The sequence below is a fragment of the Lactococcus garvieae subsp. garvieae genome (assembly GCF_029024465.1).
Lineage (GTDB): Bacteria > Bacillota > Bacilli > Lactobacillales > Streptococcaceae > Lactococcus > Lactococcus garvieae.
In genome coordinates, this window is record NZ_CP118950.1 from 1,950,256 (window position 1) to 1,971,988 (window position 21,733).

General features: G+C 40.4%; 22 protein-coding genes and 1 tRNA gene. 3 read left to right on the forward strand and 20 right to left on the reverse strand.

What is annotated here, in order from left to right; translation table 11 throughout:
- Window positions 1–29 precede the first annotated feature (29 nt).
- From PYW30_RS09800 to argR, 10 genes are all read right to left on the reverse strand, one after another.
- Window positions 30–395, reverse strand: coding sequence for a MerR family transcriptional regulator (locus PYW30_RS09800; protein ID WP_003133119.1), 366 nt, complete (start codon window positions 393–395; stop codon window positions 30–32).
- Between the two features lie 86 nt (window positions 396–481).
- Window positions 482–916 carry a low molecular weight protein-tyrosine-phosphatase gene (locus PYW30_RS09805; RefSeq protein ID WP_042218999.1) on the reverse strand — a complete coding sequence of 145 codons (435 nt, stop codon included), beginning with the start codon at window positions 914–916 and terminating at the stop codon, window positions 482–484.
- A gap of 96 nt (window positions 917–1,012) precedes the next feature.
- Window positions 1,013–2,011 (reverse strand): Holliday junction branch migration DNA helicase RuvB, encoded by a 999-nt coding sequence (gene ruvB, locus PYW30_RS09810; RefSeq protein ID WP_014025511.1) that lies wholly within the window; start codon window positions 2,009–2,011, stop codon window positions 1,013–1,015.
- A 37-nt stretch (window positions 2,012–2,048) separates the two neighbouring features.
- On the reverse strand, window positions 2,049–2,639 hold the full coding sequence (gene ruvA, locus PYW30_RS09815; RefSeq protein ID WP_042219001.1) for a Holliday junction branch migration protein RuvA: 591 nt from the start codon (window positions 2,637–2,639) through the stop codon (window positions 2,049–2,051).
- Window positions 2,639–3,601: a glycosyltransferase gene (locus PYW30_RS09820; protein ID WP_042219002.1), complete on the reverse strand. Its 963-nt coding sequence runs from the start codon at window positions 3,599–3,601 to the stop codon at window positions 2,639–2,641. The genes ruvA and PYW30_RS09820 overlap by 1 nt, the downstream gene beginning before the upstream one ends.
- Before the next feature lie 19 nt (window positions 3,602–3,620).
- Complete coding sequence (gene mutL, locus PYW30_RS09825) at window positions 3,621–5,510, reverse strand: DNA mismatch repair endonuclease MutL (RefSeq protein WP_042219004.1); 1,890 nt, start codon at window positions 5,508–5,510, stop codon at window positions 3,621–3,623.
- Window positions 5,511–5,682: 172 nt separating this feature from the next.
- Window positions 5,683–6,345 (reverse strand): hypothetical protein, encoded by a 663-nt coding sequence (locus PYW30_RS09830; protein ID WP_042219006.1) that lies wholly within the window; start codon window positions 6,343–6,345, stop codon window positions 5,683–5,685.
- A gap of 65 nt (window positions 6,346–6,410) precedes the next feature.
- Window positions 6,411–8,918: a DNA mismatch repair protein MutS gene (mutS, locus tag PYW30_RS09835; RefSeq protein ID WP_042219008.1), complete on the reverse strand. Its 2,508-nt coding sequence runs from the start codon at window positions 8,916–8,918 to the stop codon at window positions 6,411–6,413.
- A gap of 108 nt (window positions 8,919–9,026) precedes the next feature.
- Window positions 9,027–9,368 (reverse strand): YlbF family regulator, encoded by a 342-nt coding sequence (locus tag PYW30_RS09840; protein WP_003133110.1) that lies wholly within the window; start codon window positions 9,366–9,368, stop codon window positions 9,027–9,029.
- A complete protein-coding gene (gene argR / locus PYW30_RS09845) occupies window positions 9,358–9,804 on the reverse strand; it encodes an arginine repressor (protein ID WP_003133109.1) in 447 nt (148 codons plus the stop codon). The genes PYW30_RS09840 and argR overlap by 11 nt, the downstream gene beginning before the upstream one ends.
- Window positions 9,805–10,178: 374 nt before the next feature.
- Here argR and argS point away from each other — a divergent pair, with 374 nt between their 5' ends.
- Window positions 10,179–11,867 (forward strand): arginine--tRNA ligase, encoded by a 1,689-nt coding sequence (gene argS / locus PYW30_RS09850; RefSeq protein WP_003133108.1) that lies wholly within the window; start codon window positions 10,179–10,181, stop codon window positions 11,865–11,867.
- A gap of 39 nt (window positions 11,868–11,906) precedes the next feature.
- On the opposite strand, the gene PYW30_RS09855 is transcribed toward argS, so the two are convergent.
- From PYW30_RS09855 to PYW30_RS09875, 5 genes are all read right to left on the reverse strand, one after another.
- The gene (locus PYW30_RS09855; RefSeq protein WP_042219010.1) at window positions 11,907–12,791 is read right to left on the reverse strand and encodes an NAD(P)-dependent oxidoreductase; all 885 of its coding nucleotides are present in this window, start codon (window positions 12,789–12,791) and stop codon (window positions 11,907–11,909) included.
- A 10-nt stretch (window positions 12,792–12,801) separates the two neighbouring features.
- The gene (locus PYW30_RS09860; RefSeq protein WP_016171078.1) at window positions 12,802–13,008 is read right to left on the reverse strand and encodes a hypothetical protein; all 207 of its coding nucleotides are present in this window, start codon (window positions 13,006–13,008) and stop codon (window positions 12,802–12,804) included.
- A gap of 52 nt (window positions 13,009–13,060) precedes the next feature.
- Window positions 13,061–13,143: transfer RNA gene (locus PYW30_RS09865), tRNA-Leu, on the reverse strand.
- 47 nt (window positions 13,144–13,190) lie between these two features.
- Entirely contained in the window at window positions 13,191–13,559 is a 369-nt protein-coding gene (locus PYW30_RS09870; protein ID WP_014025517.1) for a DUF1634 domain-containing protein, read from the reverse strand.
- Window positions 13,556–14,401, reverse strand: a complete 846-nt coding sequence (locus PYW30_RS09875; RefSeq protein ID WP_003133104.1) for a sulfite exporter TauE/SafE family protein — start codon at window positions 14,399–14,401, stop codon at window positions 13,556–13,558. Before PYW30_RS09875 ends, PYW30_RS09870 begins: the two co-directional genes overlap by 4 nt.
- Window positions 14,402–14,510: 109 nt before the next feature.
- On the opposite strand from PYW30_RS09875, the gene PYW30_RS09880 reads away from it, so the two are divergent.
- Together PYW30_RS09880 and zwf are read left to right on the forward strand one after the other, a co-directional pair.
- The gene (locus PYW30_RS09880; RefSeq protein ID WP_014025518.1) at window positions 14,511–14,690 is read left to right on the forward strand and encodes a hypothetical protein; all 180 of its coding nucleotides are present in this window, start codon (window positions 14,511–14,513) and stop codon (window positions 14,688–14,690) included.
- 23 nt (window positions 14,691–14,713) lie between these two features.
- The gene (zwf, locus tag PYW30_RS09885; RefSeq protein ID WP_003133102.1) at window positions 14,714–16,201 is read left to right on the forward strand and encodes a glucose-6-phosphate dehydrogenase; all 1,488 of its coding nucleotides are present in this window, start codon (window positions 14,714–14,716) and stop codon (window positions 16,199–16,201) included.
- Between the two features lie 173 nt (window positions 16,202–16,374).
- Here zwf and PYW30_RS09890 read toward each other — a convergent pair whose 3' ends face one another.
- The 5 genes from PYW30_RS09890 to mreD all read right to left on the reverse strand — a co-directional run bounded on the left by PYW30_RS09890 (window position 16,375) and on the right by mreD (window position 21,731).
- A complete protein-coding gene (locus tag PYW30_RS09890) occupies window positions 16,375–16,902 on the reverse strand; it encodes a YqeG family HAD IIIA-type phosphatase (protein WP_042219012.1) in 528 nt (175 codons plus the stop codon).
- Between the two features lie 71 nt (window positions 16,903–16,973).
- Window positions 16,974–18,104: a molecular chaperone DnaJ gene (dnaJ, locus tag PYW30_RS09895; protein ID WP_003133099.1), complete on the reverse strand. Its 1,131-nt coding sequence runs from the start codon at window positions 18,102–18,104 to the stop codon at window positions 16,974–16,976.
- Between the two features lie 211 nt (window positions 18,105–18,315).
- The gene (locus tag PYW30_RS09900) at window positions 18,316–19,518 is read right to left on the reverse strand and encodes a coiled-coil domain-containing protein (protein WP_042219014.1); all 1,203 of its coding nucleotides are present in this window, start codon (window positions 19,516–19,518) and stop codon (window positions 18,316–18,318) included.
- Window positions 19,519–19,697: 179 nt separating this feature from the next.
- On the reverse strand, window positions 19,698–21,083 hold the full coding sequence (locus tag PYW30_RS09905) for a CHAP domain-containing protein (protein WP_042219016.1): 1,386 nt from the start codon (window positions 21,081–21,083) through the stop codon (window positions 19,698–19,700).
- Window positions 21,084–21,224: 141 nt separating this feature from the next.
- A complete protein-coding gene (mreD, locus tag PYW30_RS09910; protein WP_003133093.1) occupies window positions 21,225–21,731 on the reverse strand; it encodes a rod shape-determining protein MreD in 507 nt (168 codons plus the stop codon).
- Between the last annotated feature and the right edge of the window lie 2 nt (window positions 21,732–21,733).

Here is a 21,733-nt window from a genome sequence, read left to right on the forward strand (position 1 = left end):
TGCTTCAATTTCCTTAATGTAAGTTTTTCTTACATACGCGGCTGGTTAAAATGAGTGGATGTCGGATGTCCGAAACGACCTTGCTGTGCAAATTCACGTTCTAAAGCAAGATGTACTTCACTGATGGAGAGATTTTTCATAGCTTTTTTCTGTCTTTGAGCATAGATGCGCTTAATATCAGCGATATTATTGCCTTCCGACAGCAAGTCAGCAATATCAAAAACAATCTCAATATCATTAAGAGAATACATGCGGCGGTTGCCTTCGTTACGCTCTGGAAAAAGTAAACCTTGTTCCTCATAATAGCGAATTTGTCGCGCACTCAATCCTGTTAGTTTCATAACAGTACCAATAGGTAGCACTGCTAGTGAGTGTCTCAATTCACGTTCTTTCACCCGTCATCTCCTCAATTTCAACTCTATGGCCATATTATAAACCTAGTTTTATCTCTTGTCAAAGGTTTATGTCATATCATATAACATCACTTGCCATTATTTTCTAAAATATTTAAACAACCTTCTTTTACCAGACGATAAGTTTCCTCGAAATCTCCCGTATACCAAGGGTCCGGGACTGATTTATTCAAAAGCATTTTTATTTTATGTTTTTGATCTGCAGGAGCCATTTTCTCTAAATTTTCTTTATTTAATTCATCCATTGCAATAATTTGATCAAAATATTGAAAATCTTCTTGTGAAATCTGCTGGCTTCCTTTAGTAGCATCAAATGGGATACCATATGCGGTTAAAAGAGCACGTGTCCCTGGATGGATGGGATTCCCGTGTTCCCAGCTCGACGTGGCTCTACTTTCCACCTCGAAATTTTTTCCCTCTTTTTCAACTAAGTCTTTCATGACAAACTCAGCCATGGGGCTTCGACAAATATTACCTAAGCAGACAAATACTATTTTTTCCATATCTTCATTATAGCACAGCTCTGGGTATAAAAATTACCATATAAAGAAATTTTACTCAAGTAAGACATATAAAAAATACTCCATATGGAGTATTTTTTATTTCTCTTGATAAGGGTAACCCAAATGTTCATAGGCTTTAGGTGTCGCTTTACGTCCTTGCTTCGTTCTCATGATAAAGCCCTTTTGAATCAGGTAAGGCTCATACATATCTTCGACAGTTTCTTGATCTTCTGCTATATTAACCGCCAGCGTCCCTAAACCTACCGGACCTCCATTATACATTTCGATCATTGTACGTAAGATTTTTTGGTCAATATAGTCAAGTCCCGCATTGTCCACATCTAAAATCTGAAGTGCTTTATCTGTGATTTCTTTATCTACACGGCCGTCACCCATAATTTGCGCAAAATCTCGAACGCGCTTCAGCAGACGATTTGCGATACGTGGGGTACCTCGGCTTCGCAATGCAATCTCAAGCGCACCTTGGTCTACAATCTCCACTTCAAAGATATCTGCTGTCCGTTTGACGATTTCCTCCAAGTCACGTTCAGTGTAATACTCCATATGTGCCGAAATTCCAAAACGCGCACGCAGAGGATTTGAAAGCATCCCAGCTCGCGTTGTTGCACCCACTAATGTAAAAGGCGGCAAATCCAAATGAACCGAACGGCTGCCATCGCCAGATCCTAGCATGATATCAATGTAGAAGTCTTCCATGGCAGAGTAAAGTACCTCTTCTACTTGCATCGGCATGCGGTGGATTTCATCAATAAAAAGGACATCTCCTGGCTCAAGCTCGTTCAAGATAGCAACTAAATCTCCTGGTTTTTCAATTGCTGGTCCAGATGTTTGTTTGATGTTGACCCCTAGCTCATTCGAAATAACAAAGGCCATGGTTGTTTTCCCCAAGCCGGGAGGCCCAAAAAGAAGCACGTGATCCAGTACTTCTTCACGTAGTCTTGCTGCTTTGATAAATATTTCAAGTTGTTCTTTAACCTTGTCTTGACCGATGTATTGATTGAAAAATTGAGGCCTTAAAGACTTCTCAACCATCATTTCATCTTCAAGTGGTGTTGCTGATAAGTTTTCGTTCATTGTTTTTATTATAACAAAAATCCGTGTTGTACGGATTTTATTTCATCATTAATTTGAGAGCGGCCTTAATATACTCTTCACTGGTCAATCCAGATTCAGCTTCAAGTTTCTTCTGAATTTTCTTAAGTTCAGTTGCTTTATAGCCTAAGGCTTGCAAAGCTTCAATCGCTTCAATAAGAGCTAGGTTTTCATTTTTAGCCGCAGTTTTGACCATTTCAGCTGAAGCTGTGGCATCAAATTTACCAGCTAAATCCAGAACCATCTGCATCGCTGTTTTTTTACCGACACCTGGAAATTTCGTCAAATACTTAATGTCACTATTGTCGATCGCATGAACAAGACCCACGTTATCATCTGCAGCAATGATTGCTAAGGCAGATTTTGGACCAATGCCTGAGACACTAATCAAACGTAAAAACAAAGATTTCTCTGCATCATCCATAAAGCCATATAAGCTATGTGCATCTTCCCTAATCACTTGGTGCACATATATTTCAATTTCTTGATTCATCCTATGGGACCAAGCATAGGGATTTGCTACATTGATGAGGTAACCAATATTGGCGACATCAACAACGATATATGTTGGTGTAATTTTAACTAACTTACCTTTGAAGTATTCGTACATTAGTCCTCATCACCTTCTGTGTTAATAAAGTCTTGGATAATAAAACGTGGGCGTGCTTTAACTTCAAGGAAGATTTTACCAATATACTCACCAATAATCCCAAGGGCCAAGAGTTGAATGCCACCTAGCCCAATAATAGCAACCATGATTGAGGCCCAACCCGTCGTTGGGAAGCCGCCGATGAAATGACGCACCACAACATAGATTCCAGCTACAAAAGCAAGCAGGAACATCGTCAAGCCAGTCCAGAAAATAAAGCGCATAGGTGTTGCTGAAGTTGAAGTAATCCCATCAATCGCAAAACTCACCATCTTTTTGAGGGGATACTTGCTTTCCCCTGCAAAACGTTCTCCACGTTTATAGTAAACATTAGTTGATTTATATCCTACAAGAGGAACCATTCCACGTAAAAAGAGATTTACTTCTTCATACTCAGCCAAACCATTTAAGGCACGACTGCTCATCAGGCGGAAGTCTGCCGAATTAGGCACAGATTCACTGCCTAGTTTCTTCATCAAGCCATAAAAAGCCATTGCTGTACGACGTTTAAATGCCGTATCTGTGTCTCGATTATCACGGACGCCATAAACGACTTCGTAGCCTTTTTCATACTCTTCAAGCATTGCATCAATAGCATTGATATCGTCCTGTAAGTCTGCATCCATTGAAATAACAGCATCTGCTAAGTCTTTAACTTGCATCAATCCCGCCAAGAGCGCATTTTGATGACCTCTGTTACGTGAGAGATTGATCCCACTAAACATCGGGTTAGCCGCATGTTTTTCTTGAATTTTTTCCCAGGTACTGTCTCGCGAACCATCATTAACATAAACAACGCGGCTTTTTTCATCAATCTTCCCAGCTTTTTTCAAAGCTGCATATTTTTCTTCAAGGCGGCGAGATGTTTCATCAAGCACCAATTCCTCGTTGTAACAAGGGACTACCATGTATAAAGTTGTCATTTTCCTTCTTTTCCTATTTTTAATTTATATTCTTCCAACTTGCGGCTTTAGAGAGATGTGTTTCTTGACGACGCCGGAACATTTTTTCTAAATCTCCACCATTAAAATGGACAATTGTTGGACGTCCATGCGCACAAGAGTAAGGATTCTCACAAGTAGCAAGTTCTTTCACTAATGCCCGTGCTGATTCTGCATCAAGCGGATGATTTGCCTTAATCGAGCTCTTACATGCCACCATTGTTGCTAAATCATGTCGGTATTTTTTGACTGAGAATTCTTTTGTCAAAAGGATTTCATCAATCATCTCATAAACCGTTTCTTCCAAGTCGTTTTCTTGAAGCCATGTGGGGTGTTCACGCAGAATGAATTGATTTTCTCCATATTCCTCAAGGAACAATCCAGCTTCTTCCAAAATATGTTTTCGGTCTAAAAACATCAAAAAATCATTCTTAGGTAGACTAAAGATATAAGGGGCCAGCAAAATTTGTTGGTCCATGCTGACTTCACCGATTTTATCCCGCCAATATTCATATTTTATACGCTCTTGAGCTGCATGTTGATCAATAATATAAAGACCATCTTGCGCTTGGCAAAGCAGGTAAGTAGCATGCAGTTGTGCCAGATATTCCAAATCAGGAAAGGCTGTTTTTCCTTCTATTCCTTTTGAGCTTTCCGGTGCTTGTTTTTCTTCAAGCACCACTTCTTCGAAAATAGAAGGTGTACTAGGGGCTTCTTCTGGAGGTAGAACTTTCTCCTGAGGGCTATTGTACGTCTCACGTACCTGAGTTTTATCCACAAAGAAATCCTGACTCACCTTATCATAGTAAAGGTTTGCTGATTTGCTCTCCCTTACAACTTCTGGTTGTTCCTCTAGTTTTACACGTCGTGAATTGAGATTTTCCAATGCATCAGGAATTAAAGTTTGCTCCACAAAAACACTTTGAATAGCTTCTGTAATCAAGCGCATGAGTTCACGCTCTTTTGACAAGCGGACTTCTTGCTTAGTCGGGTGCACATTGACATCGGCTAATTGTGGATCAATCTCAATAGAAAGCACAACGATAGGGAAACGTCCCACCATCAAGCGGTTGCCGTATCCTTCAAGGATTGCACGATTCAGCAAGAAATTTTTGATGAAACGTCCATTTATCATCAAGGTGATGTAATTACGGTTAGCACGCGTCAGCTCGGGCAGGCTCACGTATCCCGAAATCGTAAAGTCTAAATCTTCCGCCTCCACTTTCAACATTTTTTTAGCGGTTGGCAGGCCGTAAACACTGGCAATAACTTGCCGTAAATCACCATTTCCTGCCGTTTTCATCAGCTCTCTACCCTCATTGATCAGCGTGAAAGAAATCTCAGGGTGAGCCATACTTTGGCGATTAATAACATCCGTGATGTGGCTAAGTTCTGCTTGCAAGGAGCGGATATATTTTAAGCGTGCCGGCGTATTGTAGAAAAGGTTTTGTACAGTAACCTTGGTCCCTTCTCTTTGGGCAATTGCTTCTAATGTGTCCACTTTTCCACCATGACTTACCAAGCGCGTGCCGGACTCTTCATCCGTCACACTTGTCTCGATAGAAAATTCACTGACCGAAGCAATTGAAGGCATCGCTTCACCCCTAAATCCAAGCGTACGTATTTTAAACAAATCCGCTTTATTTTTGATTTTACTGGTTGCGTGCCGCTTTAAAGCCTTAGCAACATCTTCTTTTTCAATCCCCGTTCCATTGTCAATCACTTCAATGAGCCGTAAGCCACTCTCTTGAATTTTCACAATGATACGCGTTGCACCAGCATCAATGGAGTTTTCTACTAATTCTTTTACAACGCTAGCAGGCCGTTCTACGACTTCACCTGCTGCTATCTGATTCGCAAGTGATTCATCAAGTTCGATTATTTTTCCCACTTATTCAGACCTCCGCATCAAGTGACTGTTTCGCTTTTTCATAGTCAGTACTTATTATAGCATATTTTCAAGAGACAAATTTGAAAGCTGAAGAAGCTTCTTGATAACAAAGAGAACCTCTCCTGAAATACACCGGAGAGGTCTCTCATATTATCACTTCGTCAATCTATTTTTAATACTGAAGCTGATCCATATTACTGAATATAGCTGCGCCAATAATCATAAAGAAAAGCAAGAGAAGAACGGTAACTACTGCACCAATGATAAAGGCGACTAAACCGGCACGGTTCCAACCGTCCATAACCTTACGAAACTCTTCTTCATCACGGTAGCGATTGTCTGGATTTTGTAGCGCCCAACGTTCTCCATTGAGACCGAAAACAATAGCCCAAACAATACCAAAAATCCAGCCAAGCCAAGGAATAACCACAAGTAAACTGAGCAAACCTAGGTAAGAGCGATTCGCTACACCAAAGAAAACAGGCATCGCCATTGCGCCCCAGTTCCATTTTGGAGTTATTCCTGATTTGACACGGTTGTCTGCCAAAAATGGCCAATCTGCATAATTATACTGAGAAACTTTAGGTTCTTCAGTTGCTTCTTTGTCAGTAATAAAATCATCTTTTAATTCTGCAACAGGTGCTTCAACTTCTTGCTCTGTAATAGTCTCTCCACTTTCCACTGGCTCATCAGCAGGAGAAGGTTTATCTGTCTCTGACACAACAAGAATTTCTTCCTCTGTCACTTCAGGAGCTGTGTCAACGCCCTCTTCTACTATAGCTTCAACTTCGGGGACCTCAGGTGTTTCGAGAATTTTATCTTTATCTTCCGCCATATACTCTCCTTTTAACGCTTCTTTATTTACTTCATTCTAACAATTTTGCCATTAAAAACCAAATCTTACAGCTTGTCTTTGAGATCCCATAAAAAGTTCAAAGCTTCGCGTGCTGTCATATTATCGACATTCGTTTCTTTTAATCTCTCAATCAACTCTTGATGGTTATCTTCAAAAGTGAAAAGGCTCAATTGCTCTTTTTCAACTACGGGTGCTTTACTCATTACAGGCTTATTCTCCAACTTTTGCAGAATAATATCGGCACGTTCAAGTAATTTTGTTGGCAGTCCTGCAATTTTAGCCACATGAATACCATAGGATTTATCTGCTGGACCTTCCGTAATCTTATGCAAGAAAGTCACATCACCACCTTTTTCCAAGGTTGCAACATGCACATTTTCTAACTCCTCAAGACTGTCTGCCAACTCCGTCAGCTCATGGTAATGTGTCGCAAAGAGTGTTTTAGCATGAATATTATCATGAATATACTCAATAATCGACTGCGCCAAAGCCATTCCGTCATAAGTTGCAGTGCCTCGTCCAAGTTCATCAAAAATGATTAAAGAATGCGGCGTAGCATGTTGGATAGCATGGTTGGCTTCCATCATTTCAACCATAAAGGTCGACTCTCCTGAAATTAAGTTATCACTTGCACCAATACGTGTAAAAATCGCATCAAATATCGGAAGTTCAGCAAGCTCAGCTGGTACGAAAGAGCCGATCTGTGCCATAATGACAATCATCGCAAATTGACGCATGTAGGTTGATTTACCAGACATATTTGGCCCAGTGATAAGCTGAATTGCGGTTTGATTTGGCAACTTAATGTCATTGGGTACATATTCTTGAGCGCCAAGAACACTCTCCACCACAGGATGACGCCCTTTTACAATATTTACCTTTCGCTCTGGGGTAAAAATGGGACGAGTATACTGGTATTTTTCCGCAACGGTCGCTAAGCTTTGCAAACAGTCGATACTGGCAATTGCTTTTGCTAATTTTTGCAGGCGCGAGATATATTGTTCAGTCTCTGTACGTACCTGCGCAAAAAGATCATATTCTAAAACACTTGATTTTTCACGCGCTTCAAGCATAATTTCTTCGATTTCAGCCAACTCTTTTGAACCAAAGCGCTCTGAATTTTTCAAGGTTGCCTTACGATAAAAATGGTCAGGAACACTGCCAAGCTGACTTTGCGTAATATGGAAATAATAACCGTCTTTGCGGTTGAAATCAATTCTTAATGTCGAGATTCCTGTGTTGGCTTTTTCTTTCGCTTCCAACTCTGCTATCCATGAAGTACCGTTTGTTAAAGCTTCGCGATATTTGTCCAGTTGCGCATTATAACCTGACTTAATGACGCCCCCTTCAGTAATGACACGTTGCGCTGATTCATCAATTGCCTGACGTATTAAGGCGATAAGTTCTGGAATTTCATCCAGTTGAGAGATGAGGGGGTCCAGAACTGGATTGTTCATGGTCAGTAAAACATTTTTAATGCCTGGGACATTCGACAAGGAATTTTCCAACTGCAAATAATCCACGGGAAGAACTTTACCGAAGGACACTCGGGAAGCTAGGCGTTCAAGGTCATAAACACCTTTGAGAGCCTCAATCAAATCGGCACGTTCAAAGAAATTGTCCACGAAAAGTTGTACAACATCCGCACGTTTATTGATGGCGTCAGCAGAAATCAACGGGCGGTCTACCCAACTTCGGAGTAAACGTGTCCCCATAGCTGTTTTGGTTTGATCAAGCAACCAATAAAGAGTGCCATGCTTTTTTCCTTCTCGTTTATTGGCGGTTAACTCCAGAGAAGATTTCGTTGCAAAGTCCATTTGCAGAAAGTCTTTTATTTCATAGTGTTCCACTTCCTGCAAGTGGCTCAAGTCCCTTAATTGAGTACGCTTAATGTAGGCCAAGAGTTTTGAAGCCACTTGATTTTCTAAGGGAGAAAGTGTGGAAGCAATGTCTTCATAATCATACTGCTTTGAGACCATCACATTCAGTTGCTTTTCAAAGACTTGTCTGTCATCGTCTGATAGCTCATAACCCACAACAATCTCACGTGCCTTTAGGGAGGATATCTCACTGAGGGCTGCTGAAAAGTCGGAGAATTGAGTGGCTTTAAATTCGCCTGTCGATAGATCCATATAAGCCAGGGAAAATGTTTCAGAAGCTTTATCCAAGGCCACTAAAAAGTTATTCTCAGTTGTTAAACCCACATCTACAGCTGTACCTGGTGTAATAACTTGCGTAACCGCGCGTTTGACGATACCAGCAGCCGTTTTAGGGTCTTCCATTTGCTCTGCCACGGCAACCTTATGGCCTAAATTCACAAGCTGCTCGATATATTGATCTGCTGAATGGTGAGGAACGCCTGCCATCGGAATCGGATTTTCTGCATTCTTATTGCGCGAAGTCAGAGATAATTCTAAAATTTGTGCTGCATTCACTGCATCTTCATAAAAAAGCTCGTAAAAATCTCCCATGCGAAAGAGCAAGAAAGCATCCGGATAATCAGCTTTGATATCAAGATATTGCTGCATTCCTGGTGAAATTTTTTCAGACATATAATTCTTCTTTCTTTTGAAAATTGTTTGCTTCTATTATAACATACAAAAAGCCAGCTCAAGCTTGGAGGTAAAACAAAAAGGACACGAGGTCCTTCTCCCAATAGCCTAATGTCCCAAGGCTTCATTAACTTTACTTTCAATTTCACCGGTCACATGATTCAAAAGAGCATCAACTGGCTGCATTTTTAAAAGATAATCCTCAACTAAGGGATCGTTTTTTAAAGACTTGTGTATCCTTTGGGCTGCATTGGATGTCTCTTTAAAGGCCTGCATTTTGCCTATTTTTTGATAGAGAACAGCTTCCTTTTGCAACTCCTTCATTTTACTTTGTTGCTCAAACAACTCTTTTTCTTCCTGTAAAGCGTTTTCTGCTTTTTGAAAAGACTTCACATAATCCAAATCAAGAATACGTGCAATCAATTTTTCTTTACTTGCATTATAAGGCATCTTCAATCTCCAAGGCTAATCGCTCTGCTGCCGCTTCATCCTTACAAATGAGCAATAAAGTATCTGCACCAGCCAAAGTCCCTAAAATTTCTGGGCGTTGCTCATCATCAAAAGCATTAGCCAAAAGATCTGCCTCACCAAGGTGCGTGTGTACAACTACATTAACACTGGCAACATCCACTTTCAGCACAAAGTTCGTCAAATATTGCTGCAGCAGAGATTGTGACGGCGAATTAAGCTCTGTCAAAAAAACATAAAAGCTCTTGCCGTCTTCACGCTTTTTAATAATATGTAACTCACGAATATCACGTGACAGACTCGCCTGTGTAATCTTTACCCCTCTAGATTCTAGAACACTTTGAAGCTCTTCCTGTGTCCCAATCTTATTTTCAGAGATAATTTGTTTAATTAAATTTAATCGTTCTTCTCTTTTCATAATCTCATTATAGCATAAAAATACTTAACAAAATATAGGAATAAAGCTACATTTGTCTTTATTTTAAGTTATTATTTATACATATTTTACCTCCTAGGATAAAAATATATGCACCCATCCTTATAATACCAATGAATAAAGAGACTTCTCCCTTGCTTCAACCCTTTCATCTTCTTTTTAAAAATGTATAAAAATACAAAATAAGTCATTTGTTATTTTTTCAACCCTTAAATTCAAGACATTACACAAAAATACAGCTATGAAAAAGAAAGCTCTTTATCCTATAAGTTATTTGGCTCACTTCACTCATAAAGCTTAAAATTTAACGCAATAAGCACTATACTTTTTTATTTCTATTATGGTATAATTATTCCATGAATGAAAAACTATTAGCAGCAAAATCTTTGTTCGCCGTACTCGATGGTGCGCTTGAACTCGAACAAATCGAAAATTTGCTTGAAAAACCAAAATCATCAGAAATGGGCGATATCGCATTTCCAGCTTTCAGTTTAGCCAAGACTTTGCGCAAAGCCCCACAAATCATCGCTGGTGAAATCGCTGAGAACATTGATGCTACTGGCTTTGATAAAGTAGTTGCTACTGGTCCTTACGTGAATTTCTTCCTTGACAAAAAAGCTGTTGCCACAGCAGTTATCAACGAAGTTATCACTGAAAAAGAAGACTATGGCGACCAAAATATCGGTCATGGTGCTAATGTTCCTATTGACATGTCAGCTCCAAATATTGCCAAGCCTTTTTCTATTGGTCATTTGCGCTCAACGGTTATCGGAGACTCCCTTTCAAAAATTTACGAAAAGATTGGTTACAATACAATCAAAATCAATCACTTGGGGGATTGGGGTAAACAGTTTGGTCTCTTGATCACTGCTTATAAAAAATATGGTGATGAAGCGACAATCACTGCTAATCCAATCGATGAGTTATTGAAACTCTATGTGCAAATCAATGCTGAAGCTAAAGAAGATCCCGCAGTAGACGAAGAAGGTCGTGCTTGGTTCCTTAAGATGGAACAAGGCGATGAAGAAGCACTTCGCATCTGGAAATGGTTCTCTGATGTCAGCTTGATTGAATTTAACCGTATTTACGGCAAATTAGGCATTGAGTTTGATCACTTTACAGGTGAATCTTTCTACTCTGATAAGATGGATGCCGTTGTTGAAGACTTAGAATCTAAAGGCTTAATGCACGAGTCTAAAGGTGCTATGGTTGTAGACCTCGAAAAATACAACCTTAATCCAGCCTTGATTAAGAAAACTGACGGTGCAACATTATACATCACACGTGACTTGGCAACAGCAATGTACCGTAAAGCAACTTTTGATTTTGTAAAATCACTTTATGTTGTGGGTGGCGAGCAACAAAATCACTTCAAACAATTGAAGGCAGTGCTCAAGGAAGCCGGTTATGACTGGTCAGACAATATGACACACGTTTCCTTCGGTATGGTTACCCAAGGAGGGAAAAAATTCTCCACACGTAAAGGTCACGTTGTTAAGTTAGAAACAACACTTGACGAAGCGGTAGAACGTGCTCTGAAACAAATCAATGATAAAAATCCTGACTTGCCAAACAAAGAACGTGTCGCACAACAAGTTGGGGTTGGCGCTGTGAAGTTTTATGACTTAAAAACTGACCGTAACAATGGTTACGACTTCAACCTTGAAGAGATGGTTTCATTTGAAGGTGAGACGGGCCCTTACGTCCAATATGCATATGCGCGTATCCGTTCCATCTTACGTAAAGCAAACTATGTACCTCAACCTGTCAATGTTGAAGAAACACCAGCTGAAGCTTGGGAAATTGTGAAATTACTCCAAGACTTTGGTAATGTCGTTAAACGTGCCGCCGACAAATATGAGCCTTCTATTATTGCGAAATACTCAATTTCATTGGCCCAAGCCTTTAACAAATATTATGCACATGTACGTATCCTTGAGGACAACGAAGGACTTCAAGCGCGTTTAGCACTTGCGAATGCGACTTCACTTGTCTTAAAAGAAGCATTGCGCTTACTTGGTGTTGAAGCACCTGAGGAAATGTAAATTTTCAAATAAAAAAAATAGACCATCTGGTCTATTTTTTTATTTGTTTGGTCTCACGCCTTCTGGCCACCAAAGTTTAATCAGCGCTTGTGTACCATCATTTTCATAACCTTCTTCTGCTAAGCGATCATAAAGCTTTTTCGCTCCTGCTGTGGCAGGAAGTTCAATCCCCATTTTTTCAGCCTCAGCTAAAGCGATACCTAAATCTTTAATAAAATGTTTAACGAAGAAACCCGCACTAAAGTCCTCACGTAAAATACGCGGTGCATAATTGGTCATTGACCAAGTGGCTGCCGATCCGCCTCCTACTGTTTGAAGAACTTTTTCCACATCTAACCCCGCTTTATCTGCATAAACCATTAGCTCTGTCATTGCGGTCATCGTTCCTGCAATAGCAATTTGGTTGGCCATTTTGGTATGTTGACCCGCTCCTGCTGCACCTTGACGCGTAATCGTTTTGCCGATAGTTTCAAAGTAAGGCAAGAGATGTTCATAGGCTTCTTCCTCACCACCTACCATAATTGTTAAGCTTGCATTCTGCGCCCCAATGTCACCTCCCGATACTGGAGCATCTAAAGCCGAAGCTCCCGCTTCTTTTGCAGCCCGATAAATCTCTTGTGCCAAAGCCGGCTCTGATGTTGTCATATCTACCAAAAATGCACCTTGTACATCCGCCTTAAATACACCTTTTTCGCCAAAGTAAATTTCGCGAACATCTTTGGGATAGCCTACAATAGAAAAAACGATATCCGTTGCTTCTGCAATTTCTTGTGGCGTCGCGCAGTAAGTTGCGCCACGTGCCACTAAAGCGTCTGTTTTTGCTTTTGTTCTATTATAGACGAACAGTTCATTGCCTGCATCAAGTAGATGACCTGCCATTGCTGCGCCCATTACTCCCGTACCGATAAATCCAATTTTTGCCATGATTTCTCCTTTATTTGTTCAATCTTCTTTGCCTTGCTGCTGTCCGACGTAAAGCTTTAATCTTTTGATTGCGATAATCTTCTAACTTATAGCTTTTCAGCAATTTTTCAATCCCGACACGCGTTAAGCCCACTTCCTCTCCTATATTTGCTAGCGCACGGAGGGGATTTTCATCTATGCGCTCCTGCAGCTCTTCTTTTGTCAATCTTCTTGCCATATATTCACCTCTTAAATAAAAAATCCCGCCTAAGCGAGATTGTAACTGGTTATGGGGGAGAGGGGATTTGAACCCCCACGCCCTTACGAGCACATGCACCTGAAGCATGCGTGTCTGCCATTCCACCACTCCCCCAGCACTACCTATAATACCAGTTTCAATAGTGTTTTGCAAGAAATAGCTTACGCACCTGTATGCCCTAAAAGGATGGCTATAACCAATACAGCAAGTACCATCATCGTAATAATGACATACATTTTATCGCCCTCTTTTGCAAAGGCAAAAATAGAAGCAACCACCCGAAGTACAGGTGTTAAGATCAAAAGAAACAGACCAGTCATAAGCCAAGCAAAGGCTTTAAAGGCGACAAGTCCCTCTGCAATTTCAGACAAGCCTCGAGGATAAGTCGTTCCTGGGTAGCCAGAATGCCCCGTGAAAACAAACATAATTAAACCAATAATGATAATTGACGAGCTAATGAATACACCCGCTCTTAAAATTTTTCCTATTCTGAGTTCAATTTCAAGTAATTTTTCTTTTTCTTCCGTCATAAACCAAGTCCTTTAAGTATCATTTGTAAAGCCATAAGACCAATTACAGGAATAAATATCAAGCGAATCGTCCGAGCAGGTAAATGTGGCATAATACGTGAGCCAATAGCTGCGCCAGCTACAATTCCTATCGCTAAAGGTCCTGCTAAGGACGGGTCAACATAGCCGTTAAAGAAGTAGACTGTCGCTGAAGCTGCTGCAGTTACCCCAATCATGAGGTTTGAGGTGGCGGTTGACGGTTTTAATGGCATTTTCATCGTTGTATCCATAGCTAAAACCTTAAACGCCCCCGAACCTATACCTAAAAGTCCTGAAGCTATTCCTGCACCAAACATAATCGAAGCGCCAGCTGGGACTTTCTCCACTTGATAGGCGACTTCTTTTCCTGTTTGCTTATCAAAGTAAGAAGAATTAAGCTTCATCTTTTCTGCCCACTTATCTGAGGTAACATTTTGCAAGACTTTCTCACCTTGATGCAGCTTGCGCCACATATTATAGGCTTGAAAAATCAATAAACAAGCAAAAAGAATATTTAATACCGCAGCATTAAAGAGTCCGGCCAAAATCGCTCCTAGTAATCCACCAATTGTGGTAAAAATTTCTAAAAACATGGCAACACGAACATTGACCAAATCATCTTTCAAATAAGAAATGGCGGCGCCTGAACTCGTTGCAATAACAGCGACAATACTGGCACCGATTGCATATTTTATATCAACACCAAAAAAAGAGGTAATAATCGGCGTGATAATAATTCCACCACCGAGACCTAAAATGCTTCCTACAATACCGGCAACAACGCCAAGCAGGAGCATACAAAGTGTAAAAGTTAATAAAGACATATTTCTATTCTATCACTTTCATTCGAAAGAATCTCACTTGGAGGGCGCAAAGGTGATTTTGTGATATAATTTTCTTAGTAGTAAATTTTTCTCATATAAGGAAATCATTATGAATCGTAAAGAGCTTGAAGAGAGACTTCAAAAAGAATTAAACTTACCTTTTTATCGTGCTAAAATTGCTGAGCGTGACTATACTGAAGCTGAGTATCAGGATATAAAAGCACAGTTAAACAAAGACTATCTGGACTATGTTGATACTTATATCGACTATGCTGAAAATGATGTTTGATAATCAATAGAAAGAAGAGACTTATGAGTAAACAAGTACTTTTTACCATGTTCGGGGCAACTGGTGACCTCGCTAAACGGAAACTTTATCCCGCCCTTTTCCAACTTTATAAAAAAGGCGAAATTGCAGAAAATTTTGCAGTGATTGGTACTGCGCGTCGCCCGTGGACCGATGAGTATTATCGCCAAATCGTTATCGAATCTTTGGCGGGTTTAAGCCATGATCAAGACGAACTCAAGGCCTTCTCGAGCCACTTCTACTATCAAAGCCATGATGTCAATGACAGCAGTCACTATCATGCCCTCAAAGAGCTGGGAGATCAGCTCCGAGAAAAGTATGATACTGCTTGCAACCAAGTTTTCTATCTGGCTATGGCGCCACAATTTTTCTCAATCATTGCTAACCATCTCAAGTCAGAAAAGATTCTGACAGGGAAAGGTTTTGAACGTGTGATTATCGAAAAGCCATTCGGAAGTGATTTGGAAACAGCTCAAGAACTGAATACCGCACTTAAAGATGTCTTTTCGGAAGACCAAACCTTCCGTATTGACCACTATCTCGGAAAAGAAATGATTCAATCGGTTTCAGCTATCCGTTTTGCCAACCAAATGTTTGAATCCATCTGGGACAAGGACCATATCGACAATATACAGATTACATTTGCTGAAAGTATTGGTGTTGAAGATCGCGGCGGTTATTATGAAACGAGTGGCGCACTCAAGGATATGATTCAAAATCATGTGCTCCAGGTTTTGGCTTTACTAGCTATGGAAAAACCTCAAACTTTTACACAAGAAAATATTTTGAACGAAAAGGTCAAGGCCCTCCACAGCATTCGTAAATATTCAAGACAAGAAGCGCTTGAAGCTTTCATTCCTGGCCAATATATCGAGGGCAAGATTGATGGCAAGGACTTTGCAGCCTATCGTTCTGAACCTTCTGTAGCGCCAGATTCTAACACAGAAACTTTTGTCGCTGGAAAATTCCTCATTGACAATGACCGTTGGGCTGGCGTCCCTTTCTACGTACGTAGCGGGAAACGTTTGACAGAAAAAGGAACACGCATTAACATTGTCTTCAAGCAAGACCCTAACAATATTTTTGATACAGCTCTTGGGGAAAACATCCTTACCATTTATATCCAACCTACTGAAGGCTTCTCCCTTACAATTAATGGCAAAGAAGTCGGTCAAGGCTTCAATATCGCGCCTATCAAACTTGGCTACCGCCATGATGCAGCAATTTTAGGAAATTCTCCCGAAGCTTATGAAAAACTCTTGCTTGACGTTTTACATGGTGATGGTACTAATTTCTCCCACTGGGAAGAAGTTTCTCGTTCTTGGGAACTCATTGATGTTATCCGCCAAGCATGGGATGAAGCTCATCAGGAGCTCCCTAAATATCCGGCAGCAAGCATGGGACCACAGGAAGCTTTTGATCTTCTTGAAAAAGATGGAAGACATTGGATCTGGCAGCCTGATCAATGGTATAAAGAACGTGGCTTAATGTAAATAAAAAAAGAAACTTCATTGAGGTTTCTTTTTTTCCACACATTTATTCACAGTTTTCCACATTTTTGTGAATAAGGTGTGTAAAACTGTGGAAAACTTGGGATAAGTAGAAAAATAAAGTGGAAAACCTCGGGAAAAGTCCAGCAAAAGAAAATAACCCTGCCTCTGCAGAGTTATAATCTTGTATTCCATTTAGGATAGCCGTATTTTCGAATCAACTTTTTCCACACACGGCGTTCACGCCAACGGTTGAACTTGGTACTCCAACCGTCAGACTCCACCAATTGTTTGACAAGAATACTACGGACTCCTGCACGATGAGCTGCTCGAATATCTGTCATGAGTTGATCCCCAACCATAATGACGTGGTCCGGTTGTTCGTTAAGTTTAACTAAGGCTTTATTTATTCCCCAAGCAAAAGGTTTCATCGCACGCGAAACAAAACCAACATCAAATTTAGCTACCGCACGTTTGACACGTTCATGTTTATTGTTTGACACGACAATAACCTTTATACCATTTGTACGCATTAGCTGTAGCCATTGGTGCAATTCGGGTGTTCCATCGGGATTATTCCAAGCGATAAGTGTATTATCTAAATCCACCATAATTCCTCGGATATCTCGCTTTTTTAAGTTTTCCACATCCAAGTTATACACAGCTTCTAGAAGATAGTCTGGTTTATAATTCACAAGTTTCATAAAAACATTATATCAAATACAGTAGCATTTACCTAATTGATAAACAAAAAAACTGTCTAAGGACAGCTTTTTTATTTAAATTTATCGAAAAAACCTTTTTTCTGTTCTGATATATTTTGCCCGCTCGCTTTTGCAAACTCACGCAAAGCATCACGTTGAGCTTCATTCAATTTTTCAGGTGTGACAATATTAATCACAACATGTTGGTCACCTTGACCGCTACCACGTAATTTAGGTGCACCTTTGCCTTTAAGTCGGAAGTTGGTACCTGTTTGCGTACCAGCAGGAATCTTCAACTTCACATTCCCGTGAACGGTTGGTACTTCAATCTCATCACCTAAGGCTGCCTGAACAAAGTTCAATGGCATCTTGTAATAAATTTCGCTACCATCACGTTCAAACTTATCGCTTGCAGCAACTTGGAAGCGGACGTAGAGATCCCCATAAGGACCGCCGTTTGTCCCCGCATCACCTTGACCTTGGAGGCGCATTTGTTGACCAGATTCAACACCAGCTGGGACTTTTACCTTAACAGTGTGTGCCAATTTTTCGTGACCTGTACCGTGACATGTAGGACAAGGAGATTTGATTTCTTTACCTGTACCATGACAAACATCACAGACGACATTTGTTGACATACGTCCTAATGGAGTATCGCGAATAACTTGTGTTTGACCTCGTCCATGACATTTATGACATGTTTCAGCATGAGTACCCGGTTTGGCACCTGAACCCGCACAAGTGTGACAAAGCTCTTCGCGATGATATTTGATTTCTTTCTCAACACCAAAAATGGCTTCTTCAAATGTCAAATTGATACGATATTGTAAGTCATCTCCTTGACGTGGCGCATTCGGATCAGCTTGACCACCGCCCCCACCGAAGAAGCTTGAGAAAATATCCTCAAAACCACCAAAGCCACCTGCACTTTGGAAACCGTCAAAGCCAGAGAAACCACCTTGACCTCCACCAAAACCACCATTAGCACCTGCGGCACCATATTGATCGTAGCTCGCACGTTTTTGTTCATCACTTAAAGTTTCATAAGCTTCTTGAACCTCTTTGTACTTGTCTTCTGCACCCGGATCTTTATTAATATCTGGGTGATACTTTTTGGACATCTTTCGATAAGCTTTTTTAATTTCGTCTTGGCTGGCATTTTTATCCACACCTAGGCGTTCGTAAAATTCTGTGTTATTCATATGATTTAAACCTTCTTGACATGGAATTTTTAGAGACTCACTTGGTTTTTCAACCATCGCCTCTCTAAAAGTAGATTATATTCACTTCTACCATAATCTATTTTAGCATTTTTTATGACTTTTGGCAAAAAAATTAGCACTCTAATATAAAGAGTGCTAAAATTTTGAGATAAAAAATACAAACCGTAGTTTGTATTTAAATCTTATTTAATTATGGACGAATGAAGCTTACGCCAGCTGTTGAACATTCACGTGTTGTTCCCCATCCGCCGTTGAAGTTTCCTTCAATAACTGTCATTTTTGAACCAGATACAGAAAGAACAACTGCAACGTGTCCTACGCCGCCTGCGCCTTGGTTACCTGGTGGGAATACAGCAATTGTACCTGCTGCAGGTCCACTGTTTGCATAAGCAACCCAGTCACCAGCATTCCCCATGTATGTTGGCATGTTACCACCAAAGTAGTCCCAGACAAATGCAGTACATTGACCAGCAGGATAAGGGTTAGTCCCACTGTGTCCTGGATTTACAGGTTTACCTGGATCTGGAGTTGGTTCTGGATCTGGAGTTGGTTCCGGTGTTGGTGTTGGTGTAGAAGAATTGCTATTACCAGCAGTATTACCAGTAGATGGAGCTGGATTAGAAGCAGCAGGAGCCGCAGCTACAGCTTTTTCTTGTTGAGCTACTACAGACTTAGCTGCAGCGGCTTTTTCAGCGGCTGCTGCTTTTTCAGCGGCTTTTTCAGCGGCTGCTTTTTGGCTCAATAAATCTTGTTTTTTACCTTCTGCAGTAGTTACTGTAGCTTGGTAGTTTAACTGTGCAACTTTGAGAGCAGCTTCTTGTGTCGCCAACTCATTAGCTTGTGCATCTAACTCTTGTTGAAGTTTTGTTGCTTCAGCATATTTCTTTTGGTTATCCGCTAACTTCGTTTGAATAGCTTTTTGATCAGCTTGTTGTTGCTCAATCATTGACTTGTTAGCGCCAGCAACTGTTGCCATTGCTGTCATTTTTTGAATCGCATCTGTTAAAGATTTTGAGTCCAGTACAGCAGACATATAGTTTGTTGCTGAACCATCAGTTTGTGCACTACGTGCTTGAGCTTCAAGTGCGGTATTGCGCTCCTTGATACTCTCACTCAACTTTTGAATCTGTTGTGATTGTTCCTTTTGTTGAGCCATCAACTCATTAACTTTTTTAGTCATTGATGTTTGCTTTGATTTTAAAGTGCTTACTTGTGATTGAATTGAATCAACTTGTGATTGCGCTTTAGCAGCTTCATTTTTTGCATTAGCGATTTTTGAATCTTGTTGTGCAATTTTTGAATCTGTTGAATCAGCCTTTACGGCAGCAAAAGGTGCGCCAGCCGTAAGCACGACTGTCGAAAGCATCAATGCTGTAATAAGTTTTTTCTTCATAAAATTTTAAATTTGCCTCCCTAGGTTAGTTCGGTGAATATAGTATATTGTATCATGTGCCCACACCCATTTTGTAACAAAACAATTACAGTTACGTTTAAGTTTGTTTCTGTCGATTTCTATTTTTTATCAATGGACAAAAAAACAAGCAATATTCATTACTTGTTTTGAATTATTTCTTATGGACGGATGAAACTTACACCTGCAGCTGAAACTTCGCGAGTTGTGCGGATACCTAAACCGCCACCATTAGGTCCTGAGAAGTTTGTTTCTGAGACAGTAAGTTTATTACCATTTACAGCTGTGACCACGGCAACGTGACCTACACCACCGGCACCTTGATTCCCTGGAGGGAACACCGCAATTGTGCCAACTGCTGGTCCACTATTTGCGTAAACTACCCAGTCACCAGCGTTACCGGCATAAGTAGGGATGCTTCCACCGAAGTATTCCCAAACACCCCAAGTACATTGTCCCCATGGATAAGGATTGCTCAAGCTTGATCCTGGAGTACTTGTTGAACCTGAACCTCCAGATGCATTATTATTGTTAGTGTTGTTGCTGTTGTTAGTGTTATTTGAACCAGTACTTGTATTTGAGTTTGAACCAGTATTCGTAGTGGTTGTGTTGTTATTTGATGCTGGTTTGCTTTCTTCTACAGCTGGCGTTGATGCTGCTGGTGCAGAGGCCGCTGGAGCTGTCTCAACAACAGGTGCTGTAACAACAGGTACTGTTTCTGTACTTGCAGTTGATTTATTTTCGCTCTTAGATGCTGCAGCTTGTTCTGCTTGTGCTTTTTGAGCGGCTTGAGCGGCTTGAGCAGCTTGCTCTGCTTTCGCTTGTTGAGCTTCCACTGCTGCAGCTTGTTTAGCTGCGGCTTCTTGAGCAGCTACTGCAGCTGCTTTTTGGTCAATCAAACTTTGTTTTTTGCTCTCAGAGTTAGCAATTGTTGTTTGATAATTTAACTGAGCAACTTTGAGGGCGGCTTCTTGGCTTGCCAACTCGTTACTTTGTGCTTCTAACTCTTGTTGAAGTTTTGTAGCTTTAGCGTATTTTGCTTCATTATCTTTTAACTTGGCTTGAATAGCTTTTTCATCTTCTTGTTGTTTTTCAAGCATGGCTTTGTTGGCACCAGAAACGGTTGCCATCGCTGTCATTTTTTGAATTGCATCAGTCAAAGATTTTGAATCCAAGATAGTAGACATGTAGTCTGTCGCTGAACCGCTTGTTTGAGCGCTACGTGCTTGTGCTTCAAGAGCTGTGTTACGTTCTTTGATGTCTTTGTGCAAACGAGCAATCTCTGCTGATTGTTCTTTTTGCTCCTTCATCAATTTATTTACTTCATTTGCTGTTGAAGTTTTTTTAGATTGTAAGCTATTTACTTGTGATTGAATCGCATCTACTTTTGCTTGCGCTTCAGCAGAAGAACCTTTAGCAGCGTTGATTGCTGCATCTTGTTTTGCGATTTGATCGTCTGTGCTGTCCGCTTTTACCGCTCCAAGGCTTGCGCCCGATGATAAAATGACTGTCGACAACATCAATGCGGTGATAAGTTTCTTTTTCATAGTTTTCTTTTCTTCCCGTTTTCTATAATTTATAAATATAACGCTAAGATAGTCCCAAGTATAACACTCTTTCATAACCTAATCAAGTCAATTTAATTTCTTTAAGAATACTTTTTTTACTCTTTAATTACAAAAAGATGTTCACCGAAGGCGATACATCTTTTCTAAAGGCCATTGCAGCAGTATTGCAAAGACAATATTTAAGGCTAATGTTGGTGCAAGTTGTCTAACGATAAATGAGACAAAATTGACATTGACAACACCCACCAAGTTAACAATAAGTGTACTTAAAACTTGGAAAGCAAAAACAATGATAATCACTGTAAATAAACGTGTCCAGCGGTTAGTAAATACAACAGTTTGGATTTGATAAACAAAAAGAGCAATAAGGGGCAAAATCAAACTGGCAATACCAAAAATTCCTAAAAAGTAACTGTCATAGACAATTCCCAAAAGAACACCTACGATGAGAACATAGCTATGACGGTGCTGTGTCACAGTATATACCATGAAAATGAGCAGCAGGTGGCTTACAGGCATGATACTTCCACCGGACAAAGCCGTAAAGAAATGCGTCAGCTGCCCATCAAGCAAGAGCAGGAAAAAAAGAAATAGAGGACTAAAAAATTGAAAGCTAAAACGACTCATAT